This window comes from Paenibacillus montanisoli (assembly GCF_003268025.1).
Lineage (GTDB): Bacteria > Bacillota > Bacilli > Paenibacillales > Paenibacillaceae > Paenibacillus_Z > Paenibacillus_Z montanisoli.
This window is the reverse complement of record NZ_QLUW01000006.1, coordinates 183,943-199,385: the sequence shown is the minus strand read 5'-3', so window position 1 is coordinate 199,385 and position 15,443 is coordinate 183,943. Positions and strand designations below refer to the sequence as shown.

Sequence of the window (15,443 nt, the reverse complement as noted above, 5' to 3'; positions counted from 1 at the left end):
AAAACGGCTTTCCTATTTCAGTGCTGGAGGCCAGCGAAGGTAATCGCCGTAGACCGTTTGTTTCTCGCGGAATTCGCGCGGCGAGCGGCCCGTCTCCTGCCGGAACAGCTTGCGGAAGTATGATTCGTCGGCAAACCCGCAGCGCGCGGCGATCTCCTGAATGGCGATCCCCGTCTGCACGAGCAGCCGCTTGGCCTGATCCATGCGCAACATGCGCATGAAGTCATTGTAGGTCGCGCCTGTCGTCCGCTTGAAGCAGTCGCTGAAATACCCGCGGCTCAAGTGCACCGCCGCTGCCGCTTCTTCCTGTGTAATGCCCTCATCGAGCCGCAGCAGCGACCACTCGATCGATTGGACCATTCTCGCCGTAATGTCTTTATCGATGCCGCTCCCTTCAAGCATGCTTCGCAAGGAACGTCGGACGCGCTGCAGGAAATCCTGCCACTGCGCCCAGGTTTGAAGACCGCCGAGCTCGCCGAGCAGCTTCTCCCGCTCCGCCCAGCGCTGCATGCTTCTCCACGACCAAACGGTTTGATGCATGATGCCGCTTAGCTTATTCGGATCCGGCCGCTGCTCGGCAATTTGCGCCATCATGGACTGAAACGCTTCATCCTGGTAGAGCCAGTCGAATTGGCGCCAGTCCTTCACCCACTCCTCATTCGGCTGCTTCGTTTCCCAGAGCAGCACGTCCTGCATGGAATCGTGGACCGCGGATGCCTTGCCGGTATGCTCCAGCACATAGAAGGAATGGCGGCGGATATAAGTCTCCAGCAGCCCCTTGATCCGGCTTCGATCCTTTAGCGCGACCTGGTGCAGGCAGAACACCGCCCAGCGCGAGGACAGCTCCGCCTGGGACTCGGCTTCCGGCTGAAAAGCCAGCTCCTCCGTAAACCATGCGTTGCCGGGCAGCGCCACGAGCGGGCGATCCTTCAGCGCCGGCTGCGCATACAGCTCATGCACCTTGCAGTCGGGCTTCAACGCCAGCAGCAGCGTGACGGACGAATGCGCGGATGCTGCGGCTGCCGGCTGCGTGCGGACCGGTTTCTCTTCCTTATGGGCCAGCTTCTCGGCGATCCGGCCGAACAGCCTGTCCAACTTGTCGTCATCCAGCTCGGTCTTCACGATATAATCGATGGCGCCCAGGCGCAGCGCGTCTTGCACGTATTGAAAATCCTGATGGCAGGTCAGGATCGCCGTTTCCGTATTCGGAAACCGTTCCTTCACGGTCCGGATCAGGTCGAAGCCCGACATGCCCGGCATCGACAGATCGGTCACGAGCAAATCGACGTGCTCGTTCTCCATCCACGCAAGCGCTTTCTCTCCGCCTTCAAAATCGGCGGCAACCTCCATCCCATGCTTCTGCCATGGAAGAATATGAATCAGGCCTTTGCGCACAATGTGCTCGTCATCCACCAGAATGGCGCGGATCATGGCTGCTCGCCTCCTTTCCCTGTCCGTATGACAATCGTAATCGACGTACCGATGCCAAGCCGGCTCTCAATGCGCAGCCCGGAGCTTGGCCCGTAATACGCTTGAATCAAGCGGTGCACGAAGCTGAGGCCAATTCCCATGCCGACCGACCGCGATTCCGGTCCTTTCTCTTCCAGCAGCGATTGCAGCCGCTCCTCCGGCATGCCCTCCCCGTTATCGGACACGCACATCGTGATCCCGCCCTCGGGAAGAGGCTCGATGCTAACGCTGACCGTCCCGTTGCGGTTGCGGAACCCGTGATAAATGGCATTCTCGACGAGGGGCTGCAGCACGAAGCGCGGGATCATCACATCTACCGTCGATGGATCAACCTTCATCGCTACCTCGAACTGATGGCTGTAGCGGATGCTCTGCAGCGCGATATAATCGTTGATATTGTCCACTTCCTCACGCACGCGCACATGCGTCCCCTCTTTTCCAAGGTTATAGTGCAGAATGCGGGTGAAGTGCGTAATCAGCTTGACGATCTCGTTCTGCTTGTTCATCTTGGCAATAACTTGAACGGTGTTAAGCGTGTTGTGAATAAAATGCGGATTGATCTGATGCTTCAGCTTCTCGACCTCCACATTGCTCCTTGCCTTCTCCCGTCGCTCGATTTCCTTCAATAGATCGAATACCCGCTCCTTCATTGCGTAGAAACGGCCGAGCACCTCGTCGAATTCGCGGAGCCGAAGCCATTTTTGCGGACGGTAGGACGGGTTGTCGCCCACCCATTCAATCTCCCTGCGGAACACGTTTAGCGGCCTGTAGATAGTCCGCCAGCAAATATAAGCAAGCAGCAAGCTGAGCATCAGCGTGAACAAGCCGACGGTCACGAATTTGCCAAGCCAAGAGTTCAATTCCTTCTGAAACGCGTCTCCCTTCATGACGACCGCAAGCTTCCAGCCCTGATCGCTTTCCGCAATGAATCGCAGGTCTTTGACGCTCTTGTCTTCCGTCTTAAACTTGGCATGAAGCGGAAACCGGGCGAGATCCTCGCTGTAGACGATCTGATTGTCCGCGTTCAGCAGCAGGTGCTTGACCGGCTCGCCGTATTGCACATTCTCGAACAATCGCTTCAGCGTGTTGAAATTGCTTTCCGTATAGACATAAAAAGAGGTTTTGGTTCCGTAATCATTCACTTTGCGCGCGAGCGAAAATACTTGCGTATGGTCATTATTATATTTATCCGTCGACGGATGCGGGGCAAAATAAGAGACGCCGTTCGCCTCGAGCAGCAGCGGGTTATCGAACATGTCGATTTTGTCTATGATGGGGTAGCTTTGGATGAACGGACGCTTCTCTTTCTCGTCAACGAGCGCGATGACGCCGGCGAACGGACTCGTATAATTAATGAGCGACATCCGGTCCAGCACGCTGAGCAAAATATCCGTTTTGCGGATTTGATCGTCAGTCGTCAAATACTCTTGAATGCGGGACGTGATCGTCTTATCCAGCGCGAGCTGCTGGGAGGCGAAGTTCAAGTTTTTGAGAATATTGTCAAGGCTGGTCAATTCCTTCTTCAAATTCTCGTTAATCCCGCTTTTCAACTTGTTTTCCATAAAAGAGTGAAAAGAGTAGTACGACAATCCTCCAAGCAGGGCAAGCGGCACGATGGAGCTGAGCAGCAAAATGGCAATCAGCCGTCCCTTAATGGAGTCCCGCAGCATCGACAGCATAGGAATACCTCATTTTCTGTAGGAAATAGTACGCTCTTCGGTAACAAGCCATATTCGACTCGAAGCTTCTTTTTCCTCCCTTGTTCGTCAGGGAATTACAGGATCGCGGCAACACATTGGGACTCGATCCAAAACAACAGACTCCTACCAGTAATAACAGCTGGTAGGAGTCATTAGTCCAGGGAACGGTGAAAGGCGAACTCCGCCACCTGATAAAGTCTTTATAATGGAAGTTCACTTTTATTGCTATATAAGTTGCACTATCCTGTCCTTCAATATGACCAAGATTAAGAAACAAAAATTCGGATGTACTTGTAGTCTTTTATCATGAAAATTGATTCCGCTGTTTGCTTAATCATTTAAACTAAATACCGAAGATACACATACACGCTTGACATGATTATGGATATCAGCATTAAAGGTATGCCATATTTCAAAAAGGTCACGAATCGAATCGGGTATCCTTCTTTTCCGGAAAGACCGGCAACAATAAGGTTGGCGCTGGCTCCAATTAATGTACCGTTCCCTCCTAAGCACGCACCTAATGCAAGGCTCCACCATAATGGTTCCGAATTTTCAATCCCCATATTACCCATCTCTTGAATCATGGGGATCATCGTGGCAACAAAAGGAATGTTGTCAAGAAAGGATGAAGCAATTGCACTCATCCATAAAATTAACATTGATGATAAGACTAAATCTCCACCGGTGAGATCCATCGCCTTCGCAGCTAATTCCGCAATCACGCCGGTCTCTACCAGTCCTGAGACGAGCACAAAAAGACCAACAAAGAAAAAAATGGTCGTCCATTCAACTTTACTCAGAGCATCCTCCATTGCATGTTCGCCAGTTAATAACAATAGGATAAAGGCCCCCGCTAAAGCGACTGTCGCGGATTCCAGGTGCAGCATTTGATGCAGGAAAAAACCAATGATCGTAATTCCCATAACGCTTAAACACTTTACAAGCAATGCCCGGTCACTTAATACTTCCCTTTCGTCTAGTGCCATAATACTTTGCTGTAGCTCAGGCGTAGTCCGGATTTGTTTTCGAAATATCCAAATAAAAATAGGAATGTATACGACTATGATCATTGCGGCAATTGGGGATAAATTCACGATAAAATCCATGAACGTCAGCTCTTTAACCGCACTGCCGATCATGATATTGGGCGGGTCCCCGATTAAAGTAGCTGTGCCTCCTACATTAGAAGCGAAAATTTGTGTAATTAAATAAGGTACTGGATGAACACGAAGCTGCCTTGTGATGCTGAACGTGACCGGTACCATTAGCAGTACAGTCGTAACATTATCGAGAAATGCGGAGCCAATTGCAGTAATCAATAACAGTGATACCATAATTCGGACAGAATCGCCTTTTGCCAGCTTTGCTGCCTTTACGGCAATGTAAGTAAATAAGCCTGTTTTCGCCGTAATGCTCACAATGATCATCATTCCAATTAGCAAGCCTAATGTATTGAAATCTATATGATGCAGTGCATCCTCTTGATTGACAATTCCAAACATAATCATTAGAACAGCGCCAATTATTGCGATAATTGTACGATGAATCTTCTCAGAAATAATCAATGCATAAATGACTAAGAAAATAATAATAGCTGTCAATGCTTGATGTTCCATATTCCATGTGCCCTCCAAAATTCCTAATGTTTATTCATAACTATTTTTTATTTTTACTACGTGATGCAACATAAACAACAATCGAAGGCACAATCAACAAAGGAAGAACGGAAACTCCAGTTGATATCCTATTATTCGCATCTTCAGTAGTGACAAATTCGACAATTATTCCAAGAACAAATCCACAATAAATGAGGAGTATACACCAAGTAATAAAGAATTTTCTTATCATTTCCATGCAACTCCCACTATTTTCCTTATAAAAGACAAAAAGAGCCCTTGTTGACAGGCTCCACCAGTTCACAACTATTTAACTATTTTTCAAGAGTATTCTTAATTCATTAGCAAAGTTACGGATTGTCAAGAAAATGTGCCGACATGTCAATCCACTCTTTTTAAATACCCGTACCATAAACATGATCATTAATAGATGAATTGTAATCCCAATTGCAAAATAACACAATGCTAAATAAGATTGACCTTCAGCTCCCTCTAAAAAGGTCTTAGCCGGCCAATAGGTAGGAATCCATACCCCAAGCAACTGCCCCAGCCAATCCGACTTAAAATATGTCGCTCATACGATATATAAGCCCACCTATAAACGATATAGTTCCAAACGAATGCCTCAATCCGCGCAGGTTTGCTCCCTGAAAAACACGAAATTGTCAGACTGAATACATAATGCTGTCATTACCAAGAATACAAAATAGGAATATAGTAAATCTGACAGAGGTGAACTTGTTTTTATGTTCCGAAGACTCGTATATATGATCTTGATTGTCATATCCATGCTAGTAGCATCATCCCAAACTTTCGCTATTGAAAAGCCAAGTAAGATGCAGAAGGCACTGCAGAAGTTGGAGAAATCCCGGGTAGCTCAACTCAAATGGAATGAAGAGACTGACACCCCCAATCTGCTTACGGGCAGTTTTTCGCGTCCGTCAAATCACAGCCCTGCTTGGATTGCCTACGAATTTCTGAACAAATATAAAGCTTTGTATGGCCTTCAAAATCCCGTTCGCGATATGAAAGTCATAAAAGTTGAATACAATCCTGACAGGACATTCATTCATTTTCAACATCTGCTTTTTCAAATACCGGTATGGGGGGATAAACTAATCTTTGAGATCGGCAAAGATGGGGTCATTCGTCGTGTAGAAGGCACCATTTATCCTGATCTCGAAAAAATCCACTTTAATCGGCCCATGCACGCCGCTATCTCCGAAAAACAGGCTGTATCAAAGGCGCTTGCATCAATTGGAATCCATAACCTTCGGATCACAATGCCTGATTGTCAAGCGTATTACCTGCCTACCCGAAAAGGTACACCGCTCATCTATGTCGTGAAGGTTCGCCTTTCGGAACAGGAAAATAGTGTGAAGTTATTGTTTATCCATTCCCTTACCGGGAAAACCATCGATGAAAAAGTCGTGTCAGGATAAAGTTCACATTACGTCGTTATCCATTCTACACTTTGCAATAGGCGCTGCTTCATCATTTCAAGGACAAAATCGGCATAGAAATCCCGGCGTACAATAACCCGATACTCATGGTTCAATAGAACATAAAAAAATACATCCGTTATCACATCGTTTTCATCGAAAGCTTTTTGTACCTGTTTCATTTTCTTCGCATAAGGTTTTTCTTGCAGGATGTGGATACTGAACTCTACATCCTTTTCGTTTTGGATTTCCTGAATACGAATTATGTTTGAATCATATTTGTATGTCAACATCGTCAGAACCACCTTTCTTTAATTACATCAAGTATCTGAAATATAGATACACGCTTGATAAAACAATGGAAAATAACATCAGCGGAAATCCGACTTTCAAAAACTGTACAAATTTGATTGGATGCCCTTCTTTGGCCGACATTCCTGCAACGATTAAGTTGGCACTTGCTCCGATCAACGAACCGTTTCCTCCCAAGCAGGCACCAAGCGCAAGACTCCACCACAGCGGCTCAAGATTGCTTACACCCATATTTCCCATCTCTTGTATCATCGGAATCATCGTTGCTACGAAAGGGATATTATCCAGAAAAGCAGACGCGATGGCGCTCAGCCACAAAATCAGCATCGAAGTGGCAATTAAATTCCCTCCTGTCAATTCAATGGCTTGTGCTGCCAAACTGGCAATGACACCAGTTTCGATTAGTCCCGAGACAAGGACAAACAAACCGACGAAGAAGAAAATGGTCGTCCACTCCACTTTAGTAAGCGCACTCTCCATCATATGTTCTCCAGTAAGAAGAAGGAGCAAGAATGCACCCGCCAATGCGACAGTGGCCGATTCCAAATGCAGCAACTGATGAAGAAAAAAACCAAGAATCGTGAGGCCTAATACAGCCATGCACTTCTTTAACAGCTTTTGATCCGTGATTAACTCTTTTTCATTCATTTCCATAATGCTGTGCTTTAGTTCAGGGCTCGTTTGAATATGCTTGCGGTATAGATAGATAAAAATCGGAACGTAGGTTGCAATTACAATCACCGCGATAGGAGCCAGATTGTAGATGAACGCCATGAATGTTAATTCTTCCACTGCGCTGCCAATCATAATATTAGGTGGATCTCCAATCAGTGTCGCTGTTCCTCCGACATTAGACGCAATAATCTGAGTGATTAGATACGGCATCGGATTCACCCGCAGCTGACGTGTAATGCTGAATGTTACGGGGACCATGAGAAGAACGGTTGTTACATTGTCAAGGAATGCAGATCCTACGGCTGTTATCCCGACTAATGCAAGCAATATCCTCATCGGATCACCTTTGGCTTTCTTGGCTGAGAGCACAGCAATGTACTTAAACAGTCCTGTTTCTGCCGTAGTGCTCACAATGATCATCATCCCGATCAAAAGCCCAAGCGTATTAAAGTCGATGTGGTGAATAGCTGTTCCCTGATCGACAATTCCTACTCCAACCATCAATACTCCACCGATCATAGCTACGATTGTGCGGTGGACTTTTTCTGCAATGATCATGCCATAAATGACAAGAAATACCCCGATTGCTACAATAGCTTGTTGTTCCATGTTAACCTCCGTAGGGATGATATGACATAAAAAAACAAAAGGAGCCCGCTGTTGGCAGGCTCCTCCGGTAATCATCCATATTATGTTTGTAATTATCCCGATTATACGGTGAAGTCTTTGTATTTGTAAAGATACTAATGATATCCATCAATATGGCCTCCTCATTACCCCGTTCCATTAACCAATCATAATTTTCTCTTCAGGATAACGAAAAAGTCGTTTGTTTTCAGTTCGGGCCAGTGCAAAGGCTAGTGTTTCAAAATAAATTACTACTTATTCATTCTGACCAATAAGTATGTAATAAAAACCTCAGGTACTTCAATAAAATTCGTTAGTTCCAGCCGGCATATAAATACGAGATCTATCGTCATCTCGTATTTAACTTTATGCTTTGTCCACCGGACTCTTTAGGTCATTTCGTTGCTTTTCCACCAAAGGGAGGTATCTGGTACCTCTCTTTAGGCTTAGCCATAGGACGCCTTACTCTGGGAAGACTTCCTTAATCCGGTCGTACAGCAGCACGGCATCCTGCATCACATCGAACTCGCCTGTTTCCAAATACTCGATCGAGAAGCCGCCCTTATAGCCGCGACGCTTCAGCTCTTCCAGCACCAGCGACGTATCGACTCCCCCTTCGCCGAGGCGCACCTGCATCTTATCCTGCGCCGCATCCCGAAGATGGACATGTGCCGCGCGGTCCAAGAACACGAACGTCTCTTGCAGCGAAACCCCCTGCATGACAAAATGAGTCGGATCGTACACCAGCGGCAGCTCCGGCAGCTGCTCCATGAGGCGCAAACACTGCTCCATCGTCTCGAACGGACTGTTCACGTGAAATTCCAGCGCCATGGCGATACCTTCCTGTTCGGCAATCGCCAGCTGTTCCCTTAGGGATGCGATGCAATCATCCTGCATCGCCTGCCACGGCCGGGACCGGTCGGGCTGGCGCGGCTGAATGGCCGCCAGGCCGATACCGAGCGCCTTCATCCACCGGATGAGGCCGAGCGTTTCGGCTTTCCGCTTCTCCACGGACTCGGGCGAACGGTCATGCAGCTGCGGCGAGACGCCGCTGTTCGTCGCAACCGGGGTCAGATCATATTGATGCAGTAAATGTTTTGTCCTGTTAATTTCCTGCTCAAGCCCATCTTCCGTTACCAATGCGCTCGTGTTTACGTGGACCCAGCCGTCAATGGAGAGGATATCGACATTGCGGAAGCCGGCGGCAGAGATGGCTGCCAGCGCCTCCTCGAAGGAAGAGCCGCAGCGAACCGAAGTTGAACATGCGATTCTGCTGCTCATGGTGCCGTCACCGCTCCTTCCAGCATAAGATCCAGCGGGAACCGGTCCTGCTGAAGCGGCAGCTCCAGTCTGCGGCCAAGCCGTGCCGACTCATAGGCCGCCATGACAATCTCCATGACGCGAAGCGCGGTAGAGGCTGCAAGCGGATGAGGCTCCCCTGTGCGAATGGAGTCGGCCAGCTTGCGGAACACGCCCGGCAAGACGTCATTGTAGATATCCGGCGTATTCAGCTCGATCCCTCGGAAGCCCCCGGCTTGCTCATCCTGAATGAGCACATCCGGGTTCGCGCCGTCGCCTGCCCGCCAGAGGCGGCCTTGATCGCCGAACACTTCGATGTCCTGATAGCCGCGGCCAGGCAGCCGGGCATCGCCGGTCAGAAACTCCGCCCGAAGGCCGCTTTCGAACTCCAGCGTCACCATCATGCCGCTTTCCACTGCGTGTCCATACCGGCGTCCGGTAAAGATCGCGTAATCGTACTGATCCGGCAAACCCGGCTCCACGTCCTGTCTGAACATGGCGGCGAGCACCCATTTTACCTTGTCTTCGCCTGCGAGATAGAACAGCGTGTCGACGCTGTGCGTCCCGTCGCTTAGAAAATCGCCCGCGCACGAAGCCCGCATCAGATAGGGCTTGCCAATCGCGCCTTCCTCGATTTGCTGGCGCATCGTGATGAAAGGCGCGGACATCCGGCGCTGATGGCCGATAATGAGCAGTGCGCCGGCAGTCTCGCAGGCTTCCGTCATCCGGCGCGCATCCCCCATGTGAACGGCCATCGGCTTCTCGCAATAGATGGCTTTGACGCCCGCTTCGGCTGCCATGATCGTAAGCCGCGCGTGCGAGCCCGACGGCGTCGCGATGACCGCCACATCCGGCTGCAGATCCTGCAGCATAAGGGCAAAATCGGTATAAACCGCGGCGGAACCGCCTGTCGCGGCAGCCGCCTCGCGGGCGGTATCCGCGTTCAAATCGCATACGCCGGCCAGCTCGAATTCCGGCAGCGAGGCGATGGCTTTTGCATGGTTCAGTCCCATTTTGCAGCCGATGACGACTGCGCGCAATTTCTTTTCTTGGCTCATTGGACGATCTCTCCTTCTTGAGATGCTGCCGGACTGCCTGCGGCAGGCTCCAGCGATTGAATAAACTGCAGCGAACGCTCGAGGCACAGCTGCGGATCCATATCGGTCGGGGCGATCATTTCGACCTCGAGGACGAGCTTGTCTTTCAGCGGCGCATGCTTCATCAGCAGCTCATAGCATTCGCGCAGCGGCACGTCGCCTTCGCCGAGGACGGCGCCTTTCACCTCAAACTGCAGCGGATACACGTCCGGTCGCGGTCCGACGATATGATCTTTGAAATGAGTGCCGATCGTATACGGTGCAGCCAGCTCGAACGCAGGCAGCGGACGCTCCCCGATCAGGTACGTATTGCCGGTGTCGAGATAGATGTACAGCTGCTTGGTCGCCTGGCAGAGTTGGACCAGATCGGCAATATAGAAATCGCCATGGTTCTCAACGCCAAGGGGGGCGCCAAGCTCCGAGCAAATTGCCGCAAGCGGCGCCAGCGCCTCGGACACGCGCGCAAGCTTCTCCTCAAGCGGCAGCTTCCGATCGAACCTATGGCCGGCGCACATCTCTGTCGTGACGATTTGGCCCCGCATGAGAGGCAGCCATTTCCGCAGCTCCTCTGCGATTCGCTCCGTCTCCCGCTCGCGATCCTCCTTGCCAGCGTTCAAATAATCAAACTTGATCCGGGGCGTGAGCCGCAACCCGTGCTTTGCCAGCTCCTCGCCGACCCGGTCGCGCTCGGCGGCATCCATGCCGACGACCTCGGATAGGCCCGCTCCCGTCGTAACCAGACCATGACGTTTCAGAAAATCGAGCTTGCCCAGCATCGATCCGTACTCCCCTTGCCGAATGAATCCATGATACCAAACGAGTGCATATCCCCAAGTCAGCGGGCGGCGCGCAGTCCTGCCGTTTGACCAATTCGGGCCTGTGCCATTGGATAACATCATTGCAAAGCTTCATTCCTTCCATCCCTAAGCTTCAGCCGTCCGATGCGACAGCCTATGGCTTGATTGTAGCAAGTGCTCTATCTTGGTTCTATGCGCCAATCTTTACATTCATTGCTTTTCGTTTACATCATCATTAAAAACGGACATGCCCGCCGCGTCCGGCGAGCATATCCGTCTTCTTTTAGCGGACGTATTCCAGCAATCTTGCGAGCGCCACAGCAGCTTCCGCGCGGGAAACCGACTGCTTAGGGTTGAAATTGCCGTCTTCTGCCGACATCAGTCCGGCTGCTACTGCCGATTGGGCGTCATCCAGCGTACCCTCCGACAGCTGCTTCGCATCCTTCAGCACCATCGCTTCCGGATGCTTCACCGTACGGCCTGTGCCAGCCTCATAAGCCTGCACAAGCAGTACCGCCAACTGCTCGCGGCTGACAGACGGGCTGCCCGGATCCGGCGCCGCGTAGCCGGCAAACGCCGACGCGGAACGCGATTTCGCATAGGCCGCCAAGCGGTTCAACATCTCTTTCAGCTCGCTGCCTTTCAGGGCACGATTCGGATGGAAGCTTTCGCCGGCTTCCAGAACATCAGCGGCATACAGCGCCTTAACGGCTTCATACGCGAAATGATTTTCCTCCACATCCTGGAACGGCTGCGCATCGGTGCCGAGCAGCGACGTTAACGCTTCATATTTTGGCGTCTCCAGGTTAGCGAAAATATCCTCGGTCGCGCCCCACATGCCATAGCGGTTGTAGCCGCTTGTCAGCGTGAAGTACATGAACATGTCGCCGTTCTTGTCGAGGAAGTTGTTGCCGACATCGTAGGTGACGAGATCGCCCATTTGTTCCGAGCGGTGAGCGGCGATGCGGTTTTCCACGTTGATCGTGCTGCCGCCGCCGGAATCCGGACCGCCCTCATACGTGAACGACTTCAAACCGTACTGATCCGCCAAGCGGATCAAGGACATCTTGCTGCCATCCGGGCTGCTGAAGCGCTTGCTGTCCTCCTGCATCGCCGTCAACACCTCGGTTACCGATGCCGCGTCGCTCGCTGCGCTTGAATTGAAGTAAGGCGCGCTGCCGATCGCATAGAAATACTGTTTCGGATCGCCGTATACCTTGCTGACCCAGTTCAGCATATCCTCATACTGGTCCGGAATGATCGCGAACCAGCTCAATACCGGGCGAACCCGCGTGTTCAGCGCATCCTCGCCGAACACCGTTTGGAACTGCCGGCCGATCTCGATCAGCCGCTTTGCTACGCGGTGGCGCGTCCACGAGCGCTTCGCCGGCGTGTAATCCGCATCGTTCGGGTCGTCAAAATACGACTGCATCGTATGCAGACGCAGCACGGAATCTTCCTGCCCGCCTTCGGCGATCGCCGCCGCTTTGTTATAGGCTTGCTGGCTGAACAGGTCGTTCCATACCTCATTGGAATATTCCACATAGATGTCGATGCTAGGATCAAGCTTTTCCTTCAGCAGCTTCGCCAGCGAATTCACGTAATCGTCGCTGGCCGCCACCGGAATGTTGATCCAGATGTCTTTGCCCGTGCGGTTGGCCAGTTCAATGACATACTCCCAGGCCACGCCGTGGGTGCCGTCTTGAATCAGCTGCGTCGCATCGGTCGTCAGCTTCCGGTCGCTCCATTCCGTCTTCGCCGGATAAGCCGGATTGTTATTATTCGTGCTCAGCCAGTCCATGAAGCGAAGCGTGCCGAACGGCTGAAGCGCCTCCAGAAACTCTTTCGTAAACGTCTCTTTGCCGTCAAGCGAATAGCCCGGACGCATCAGCTTTACGTCGCTTACGCCGCCGTTCGTTTGCTTAAAGGTCATGAAGAGCAGGCCGCTTCCTTTCGGCAGCACGATATCCGCCGTCGTCGTGTTCGTCGGCGCGTCGTATTTCTGGTTCTCTACCGTGAACGGGCTGGAAGGGTCCATATTGCCAAGCACGGCTTGGCCTTTGAACTGCAGCTTGTATACGCCGCTAATGTCCGGGAACTTCTTAAACGGGTCATCGATGTCATTCAGCCATGCCGCGACTGGCCGATGATCGAAGAACACCGTTGCCGCATCCTCCAGAGGCCAGCCATTCGCATCGACCTGAACGCCCTCGCTGCCGTCCGCCTTCACCCACTGGCGCAGCGTTTTCGCCGCGTCGGCAAATTCGAAGCCGCGTCCGCCGATTCCTTCCAAACCGACGCCGATTTGGCCCGGATAGATGTGGCTTGGAGCCGCCGGAAGCGGCGTACTCGTATGGACATTCAACGAATTAGTGGCAAACGACTGCTGGCCGTCCTTGGAAGCCACTACCTTGAAATTGTATGAACCGCCAGACTGAAGGCCGTCCACCGTGAAGGATTCGTCCGAGGTTTCGCCCACCGCGGCATCATCTTTATATACCGTGTACGTCACATCCGGGTTCCCTTGCGGCTCCTCCCACTCCAGATCGACCGTCGTTTCCGCATTATCCGTAGAATGCAGGAAGGAAGGCGAAATCGCTTCTTTCTTCAAATCGTCGTCGGTCGAAACCTTCTCCAGCACGACGTCATCGAGGTAGAAGTCCGCGTTCGACCATTTTACGAGCAGCAGATTGGAATTAGAAGACGGGAACAGCTCAGGCGGAGCGGTAAACACCGTTTCCACGTAGTGGTATTCGCCATCGGAATTCGTGAAATCCAACTGCTGCGAGAAGCTCTTGCCGAGCGTCAGCTTCAAGTTCGCCCCGGGATCGCCGTTCACGAACTTATACCAAGCCCCGAACCGGTACGTCCGATTCGGTTCCACCGCGCCGAAATCAAGCCCGGTAATGCCGAAGCCTGCCGGAATCTTCAAGGCGTACTCTTGCCCGTGCGGCTGTTCTTTGCCGATCTGGATGTTGACCCAATTCGGCCAGCTAATGGCACCGCTTTCAAAAGTACCGTTCGGAACAAGGTTGCTTCCGTACACGACACCGTCGGCTGAAGTCCCGTCTGCTATCGCGTAAGAGTTCATTGGCGCGAGCAGCAGCATGGCCATGGCAAACGTGCCCAGACGTTTCTTCATGGTAAATCTTCCTCCCTGCATGTTTTTTCCTAAAACTTACATTACCTACATATTGTACAATCGCCGCTTGAGCCTGCCTATTGTATCCTGTTGACTTTCCTTGCTATCCATTAACCTTTTTCCTTTATTTTTTGATTTCCGTGCAAATAGAAAAACCGCCCTATTATTGAGCGGTTAATTCTCAACTGTTGTTCTCTGAGGGAGCTGAAACTGGCTGCTTATTGATTTCTCACAAGCTCCAATTAAGTCTTGGTAGCAGCGATCAATTAACGCTCCACTCTATATGAAAGCTGCCACTGAAGTGGGAGCCATACATGATGAGCTTGACCGTGCCGTCTTTATCGATTGGAAATTCAGCCCAGAATTTACTTTCATACTTAGCTTCATGGAGATTGTTTGACATCTGAACCTCATGTCCCTCTTCATCGAAAATCTTCATGTTATAACTTTGGTTGTTCTTATGTTCGGCTTCGATGGTAATTTCGAATTTTTTGCCTTTTTTAACTGCAATCGGGATCTCATGCTTCCCGTTAAATAACTCAAATGACGCGTCATAGGTTGTCTCGGTTTTTGTTTCAACCCATTGTTTTTTTACGGTGAAGTCGATCATCGAAAGCAGCAGCAGTGAAAGCGATATTACGATGGCAAACATATATCCAGTCTTTACGAAACGTTTTGCGAGCAATGTGCCGATAAAATATAGGAGTCCAAATATGAAATTTATAGCATATTGAAGTTCCTTATAGTCCGGATCAGTGCTAAACAACGTCACAAAGAACATCCCCGCGACAGGGTGAAGAACGATTTTAATGAGGATGTTCTTCTTGATCCAACCCGTGCATACGTCGATTAATACCGAGCAGATGATCATGTAAGCCGAGAGATATGCAAGCCCTGTCGAAAGCAAACCATTCGTAAATTCTACAGCATCAAAAGATCGACCGAGTAGCGAAAAGATTGCAATCAAGACGTAAATCAGTCCTGCGCCTGAGACTTTTGAAATTGCATAATGAATGATTCGAAATTGGTCCGGCCGAATTAGCATAAAGAACACCCCTTAGTCCAACTCGAATTTTTCAAAAAAGGTGTGCACAACACTATTGCCGTCAGACATATACCGACACAACTAATATAAATGCTTTCGTTTTACTTAGTTAGTACTATCTTTTTCTAGTACCACCATAATTTACGGGCTTCTGTGCATGCAAAAAGGCGACCTCACGGCCGCCTCTGCAATATAAAATCCCCATTTTCAATTAATCT

Annotated in this window: 12 protein-coding genes and 1 riboswitch; of the genes, 1 reads left to right on the top strand and 11 read right to left on the bottom strand. The window is 50.5% G+C overall.

Annotation, left to right across the window (positions count from 1 at the left end; all coding sequences use genetic code 11):
• Nucleotides 1–12 precede the first annotated feature (12 nt).
• The 4 genes from DL346_RS25720 to DL346_RS28850 form a co-directional block, all read right to left on the bottom strand.
• Nucleotides 13–1,431 carry a response regulator gene (locus DL346_RS25720; RefSeq protein ID WP_112885253.1) on the bottom strand — a complete coding sequence of 473 codons (1,419 nt, stop codon included), beginning with the start codon at nucleotides 1,429–1,431 and terminating at the stop codon, nucleotides 13–15.
• The gene (locus DL346_RS25715; RefSeq protein ID WP_112885252.1) at nucleotides 1,428–3,149 is read right to left on the bottom strand and encodes a cache domain-containing sensor histidine kinase; all 1,722 of its coding nucleotides are present in this window, start codon (nucleotides 3,147–3,149) and stop codon (nucleotides 1,428–1,430) included. The genes DL346_RS25720 and DL346_RS25715 overlap by 4 nt, the downstream gene beginning before the upstream one ends.
• 157 nt (nucleotides 3,150–3,306) lie before the next feature.
• Nucleotides 3,307–3,368: riboswitch (Fluoride riboswitch) on the bottom strand.
• Nucleotides 3,369–3,508: 140 nt separating this feature from the next.
• Complete coding sequence (locus DL346_RS25710) at nucleotides 3,509–4,789, bottom strand: ArsB/NhaD family transporter (protein ID WP_112885251.1); 1,281 nt, start codon at nucleotides 4,787–4,789, stop codon at nucleotides 3,509–3,511.
• Between the two features lie 40 nt (nucleotides 4,790–4,829).
• Nucleotides 4,830–5,021, bottom strand: a complete 192-nt coding sequence (locus DL346_RS28850) for a hypothetical protein (protein WP_133257573.1) — start codon at nucleotides 5,019–5,021, stop codon at nucleotides 4,830–4,832.
• Between the two features lie 535 nt (nucleotides 5,022–5,556).
• On the opposite strand from DL346_RS28850, the gene DL346_RS25705 reads away from it, so the two are divergent.
• Nucleotides 5,557–6,231 carry a hypothetical protein gene (locus DL346_RS25705; RefSeq protein WP_133257572.1) on the top strand — a complete coding sequence of 225 codons (675 nt, stop codon included), beginning with the start codon at nucleotides 5,557–5,559 and terminating at the stop codon, nucleotides 6,229–6,231.
• A gap of 8 nt (nucleotides 6,232–6,239) precedes the next feature.
• Here DL346_RS25705 and DL346_RS25700 read toward each other — a convergent pair whose 3' ends face one another.
• The 7 genes from DL346_RS25700 to DL346_RS25670 form a co-directional block, all read right to left on the bottom strand.
• Nucleotides 6,240–6,524: a hypothetical protein gene (locus DL346_RS25700; protein ID WP_112885249.1), complete on the bottom strand. Its 285-nt coding sequence runs from the start codon at nucleotides 6,522–6,524 to the stop codon at nucleotides 6,240–6,242.
• Nucleotides 6,525–6,546: 22 nt separating this feature from the next.
• Nucleotides 6,547–7,827 carry an ArsB/NhaD family transporter gene (locus DL346_RS25695; RefSeq protein ID WP_112885248.1) on the bottom strand — a complete coding sequence of 427 codons (1,281 nt, stop codon included), beginning with the start codon at nucleotides 7,825–7,827 and terminating at the stop codon, nucleotides 6,547–6,549.
• Nucleotides 7,828–8,307: 480 nt separating this feature from the next.
• Nucleotides 8,308–9,126 (bottom strand): sugar phosphate isomerase/epimerase family protein, encoded by an 819-nt coding sequence (locus tag DL346_RS25690; protein ID WP_112885247.1) that lies wholly within the window; start codon nucleotides 9,124–9,126, stop codon nucleotides 8,308–8,310.
• Nucleotides 9,123–10,202 (bottom strand): Gfo/Idh/MocA family protein, encoded by a 1,080-nt coding sequence (locus tag DL346_RS25685; protein ID WP_112885246.1) that lies wholly within the window; start codon nucleotides 10,200–10,202, stop codon nucleotides 9,123–9,125. The genes DL346_RS25690 and DL346_RS25685 overlap by 4 nt, the downstream gene beginning before the upstream one ends.
• Nucleotides 10,199–11,140 carry a sugar phosphate isomerase/epimerase family protein gene (locus tag DL346_RS25680; protein WP_112885245.1) on the bottom strand — a complete coding sequence of 314 codons (942 nt, stop codon included), beginning with the start codon at nucleotides 11,138–11,140 and terminating at the stop codon, nucleotides 10,199–10,201. Before DL346_RS25680 ends, DL346_RS25685 begins: the two co-directional genes overlap by 4 nt.
• Before the next feature lie 181 nt (nucleotides 11,141–11,321).
• Nucleotides 11,322–14,180, bottom strand: coding sequence for a carbohydrate binding domain-containing protein (locus tag DL346_RS25675; RefSeq protein WP_165822674.1), 2,859 nt, complete (start codon nucleotides 14,178–14,180; stop codon nucleotides 11,322–11,324).
• Nucleotides 14,181–14,442: 262 nt separating this feature from the next.
• A complete protein-coding gene (locus DL346_RS25670; RefSeq protein ID WP_112885243.1) occupies nucleotides 14,443–15,225 on the bottom strand; it encodes a hypothetical protein in 783 nt (260 codons plus the stop codon).
• Nucleotides 15,226–15,443: the final 218 nt, after the last annotated feature.

Excerpts from the sequence above, each read along its gene's own strand:
- DL346_RS25670 (WP_112885243.1), bottom strand. The coding sequence starts at position 15,225 with ATGCTAATTCGGCCGGACCAATTTCGAATCATTCATTATGCAATTTCA.
- DL346_RS25705 (WP_133257572.1), top strand. The coding sequence starts at position 5,557 with ATGATCTTGATTGTCATATCCATGCTAGTAGCATCATCCCAAACTTTC.
- DL346_RS25715 (WP_112885252.1), bottom strand. The coding sequence starts at position 3,149 with ATGCTGTCGATGCTGCGGGACTCCATTAAGGGACGGCTGATTGCCATT.
- DL346_RS25685 (WP_112885246.1), bottom strand. The coding sequence starts at position 10,202 with ATGAGCCAAGAAAAGAAATTGCGCGCAGTCGTCATCGGCTGCAAAATG.
- DL346_RS25690 (WP_112885247.1), bottom strand. The coding sequence starts at position 9,126 with ATGAGCAGCAGAATCGCATGTTCAACTTCGGTTCGCTGCGGCTCTTCC.
- DL346_RS25710 (WP_112885251.1), bottom strand. The coding sequence starts at position 4,789 with ATGGAACATCAAGCATTGACAGCTATTATTATTTTCTTAGTCATTTAT.
- DL346_RS25680 (WP_112885245.1), bottom strand. The coding sequence starts at position 11,140 with ATGATGTTATCCAATGGCACAGGCCCGAATTGGTCAAACGGCAGGACT.
- DL346_RS25675 (WP_165822674.1), bottom strand. The coding sequence starts at position 14,180 with ATGAAGAAACGTCTGGGCACGTTTGCCATGGCCATGCTGCTGCTCGCG.
- DL346_RS25700 (WP_112885249.1), bottom strand. The coding sequence starts at position 6,524 with ATGTTGACATACAAATATGATTCAAACATAATTCGTATTCAGGAAATC.
- DL346_RS25695 (WP_112885248.1), bottom strand. The coding sequence starts at position 7,827 with ATGGAACAACAAGCTATTGTAGCAATCGGGGTATTTCTTGTCATTTAT.
- DL346_RS28850 (WP_133257573.1), bottom strand. The coding sequence starts at position 5,021 with ATGATAAGAAAATTCTTTATTACTTGGTGTATACTCCTCATTTATTGT.
- DL346_RS25720 (WP_112885253.1), bottom strand. The coding sequence starts at position 1,431 with ATGATCCGCGCCATTCTGGTGGATGACGAGCACATTGTGCGCAAAGGC.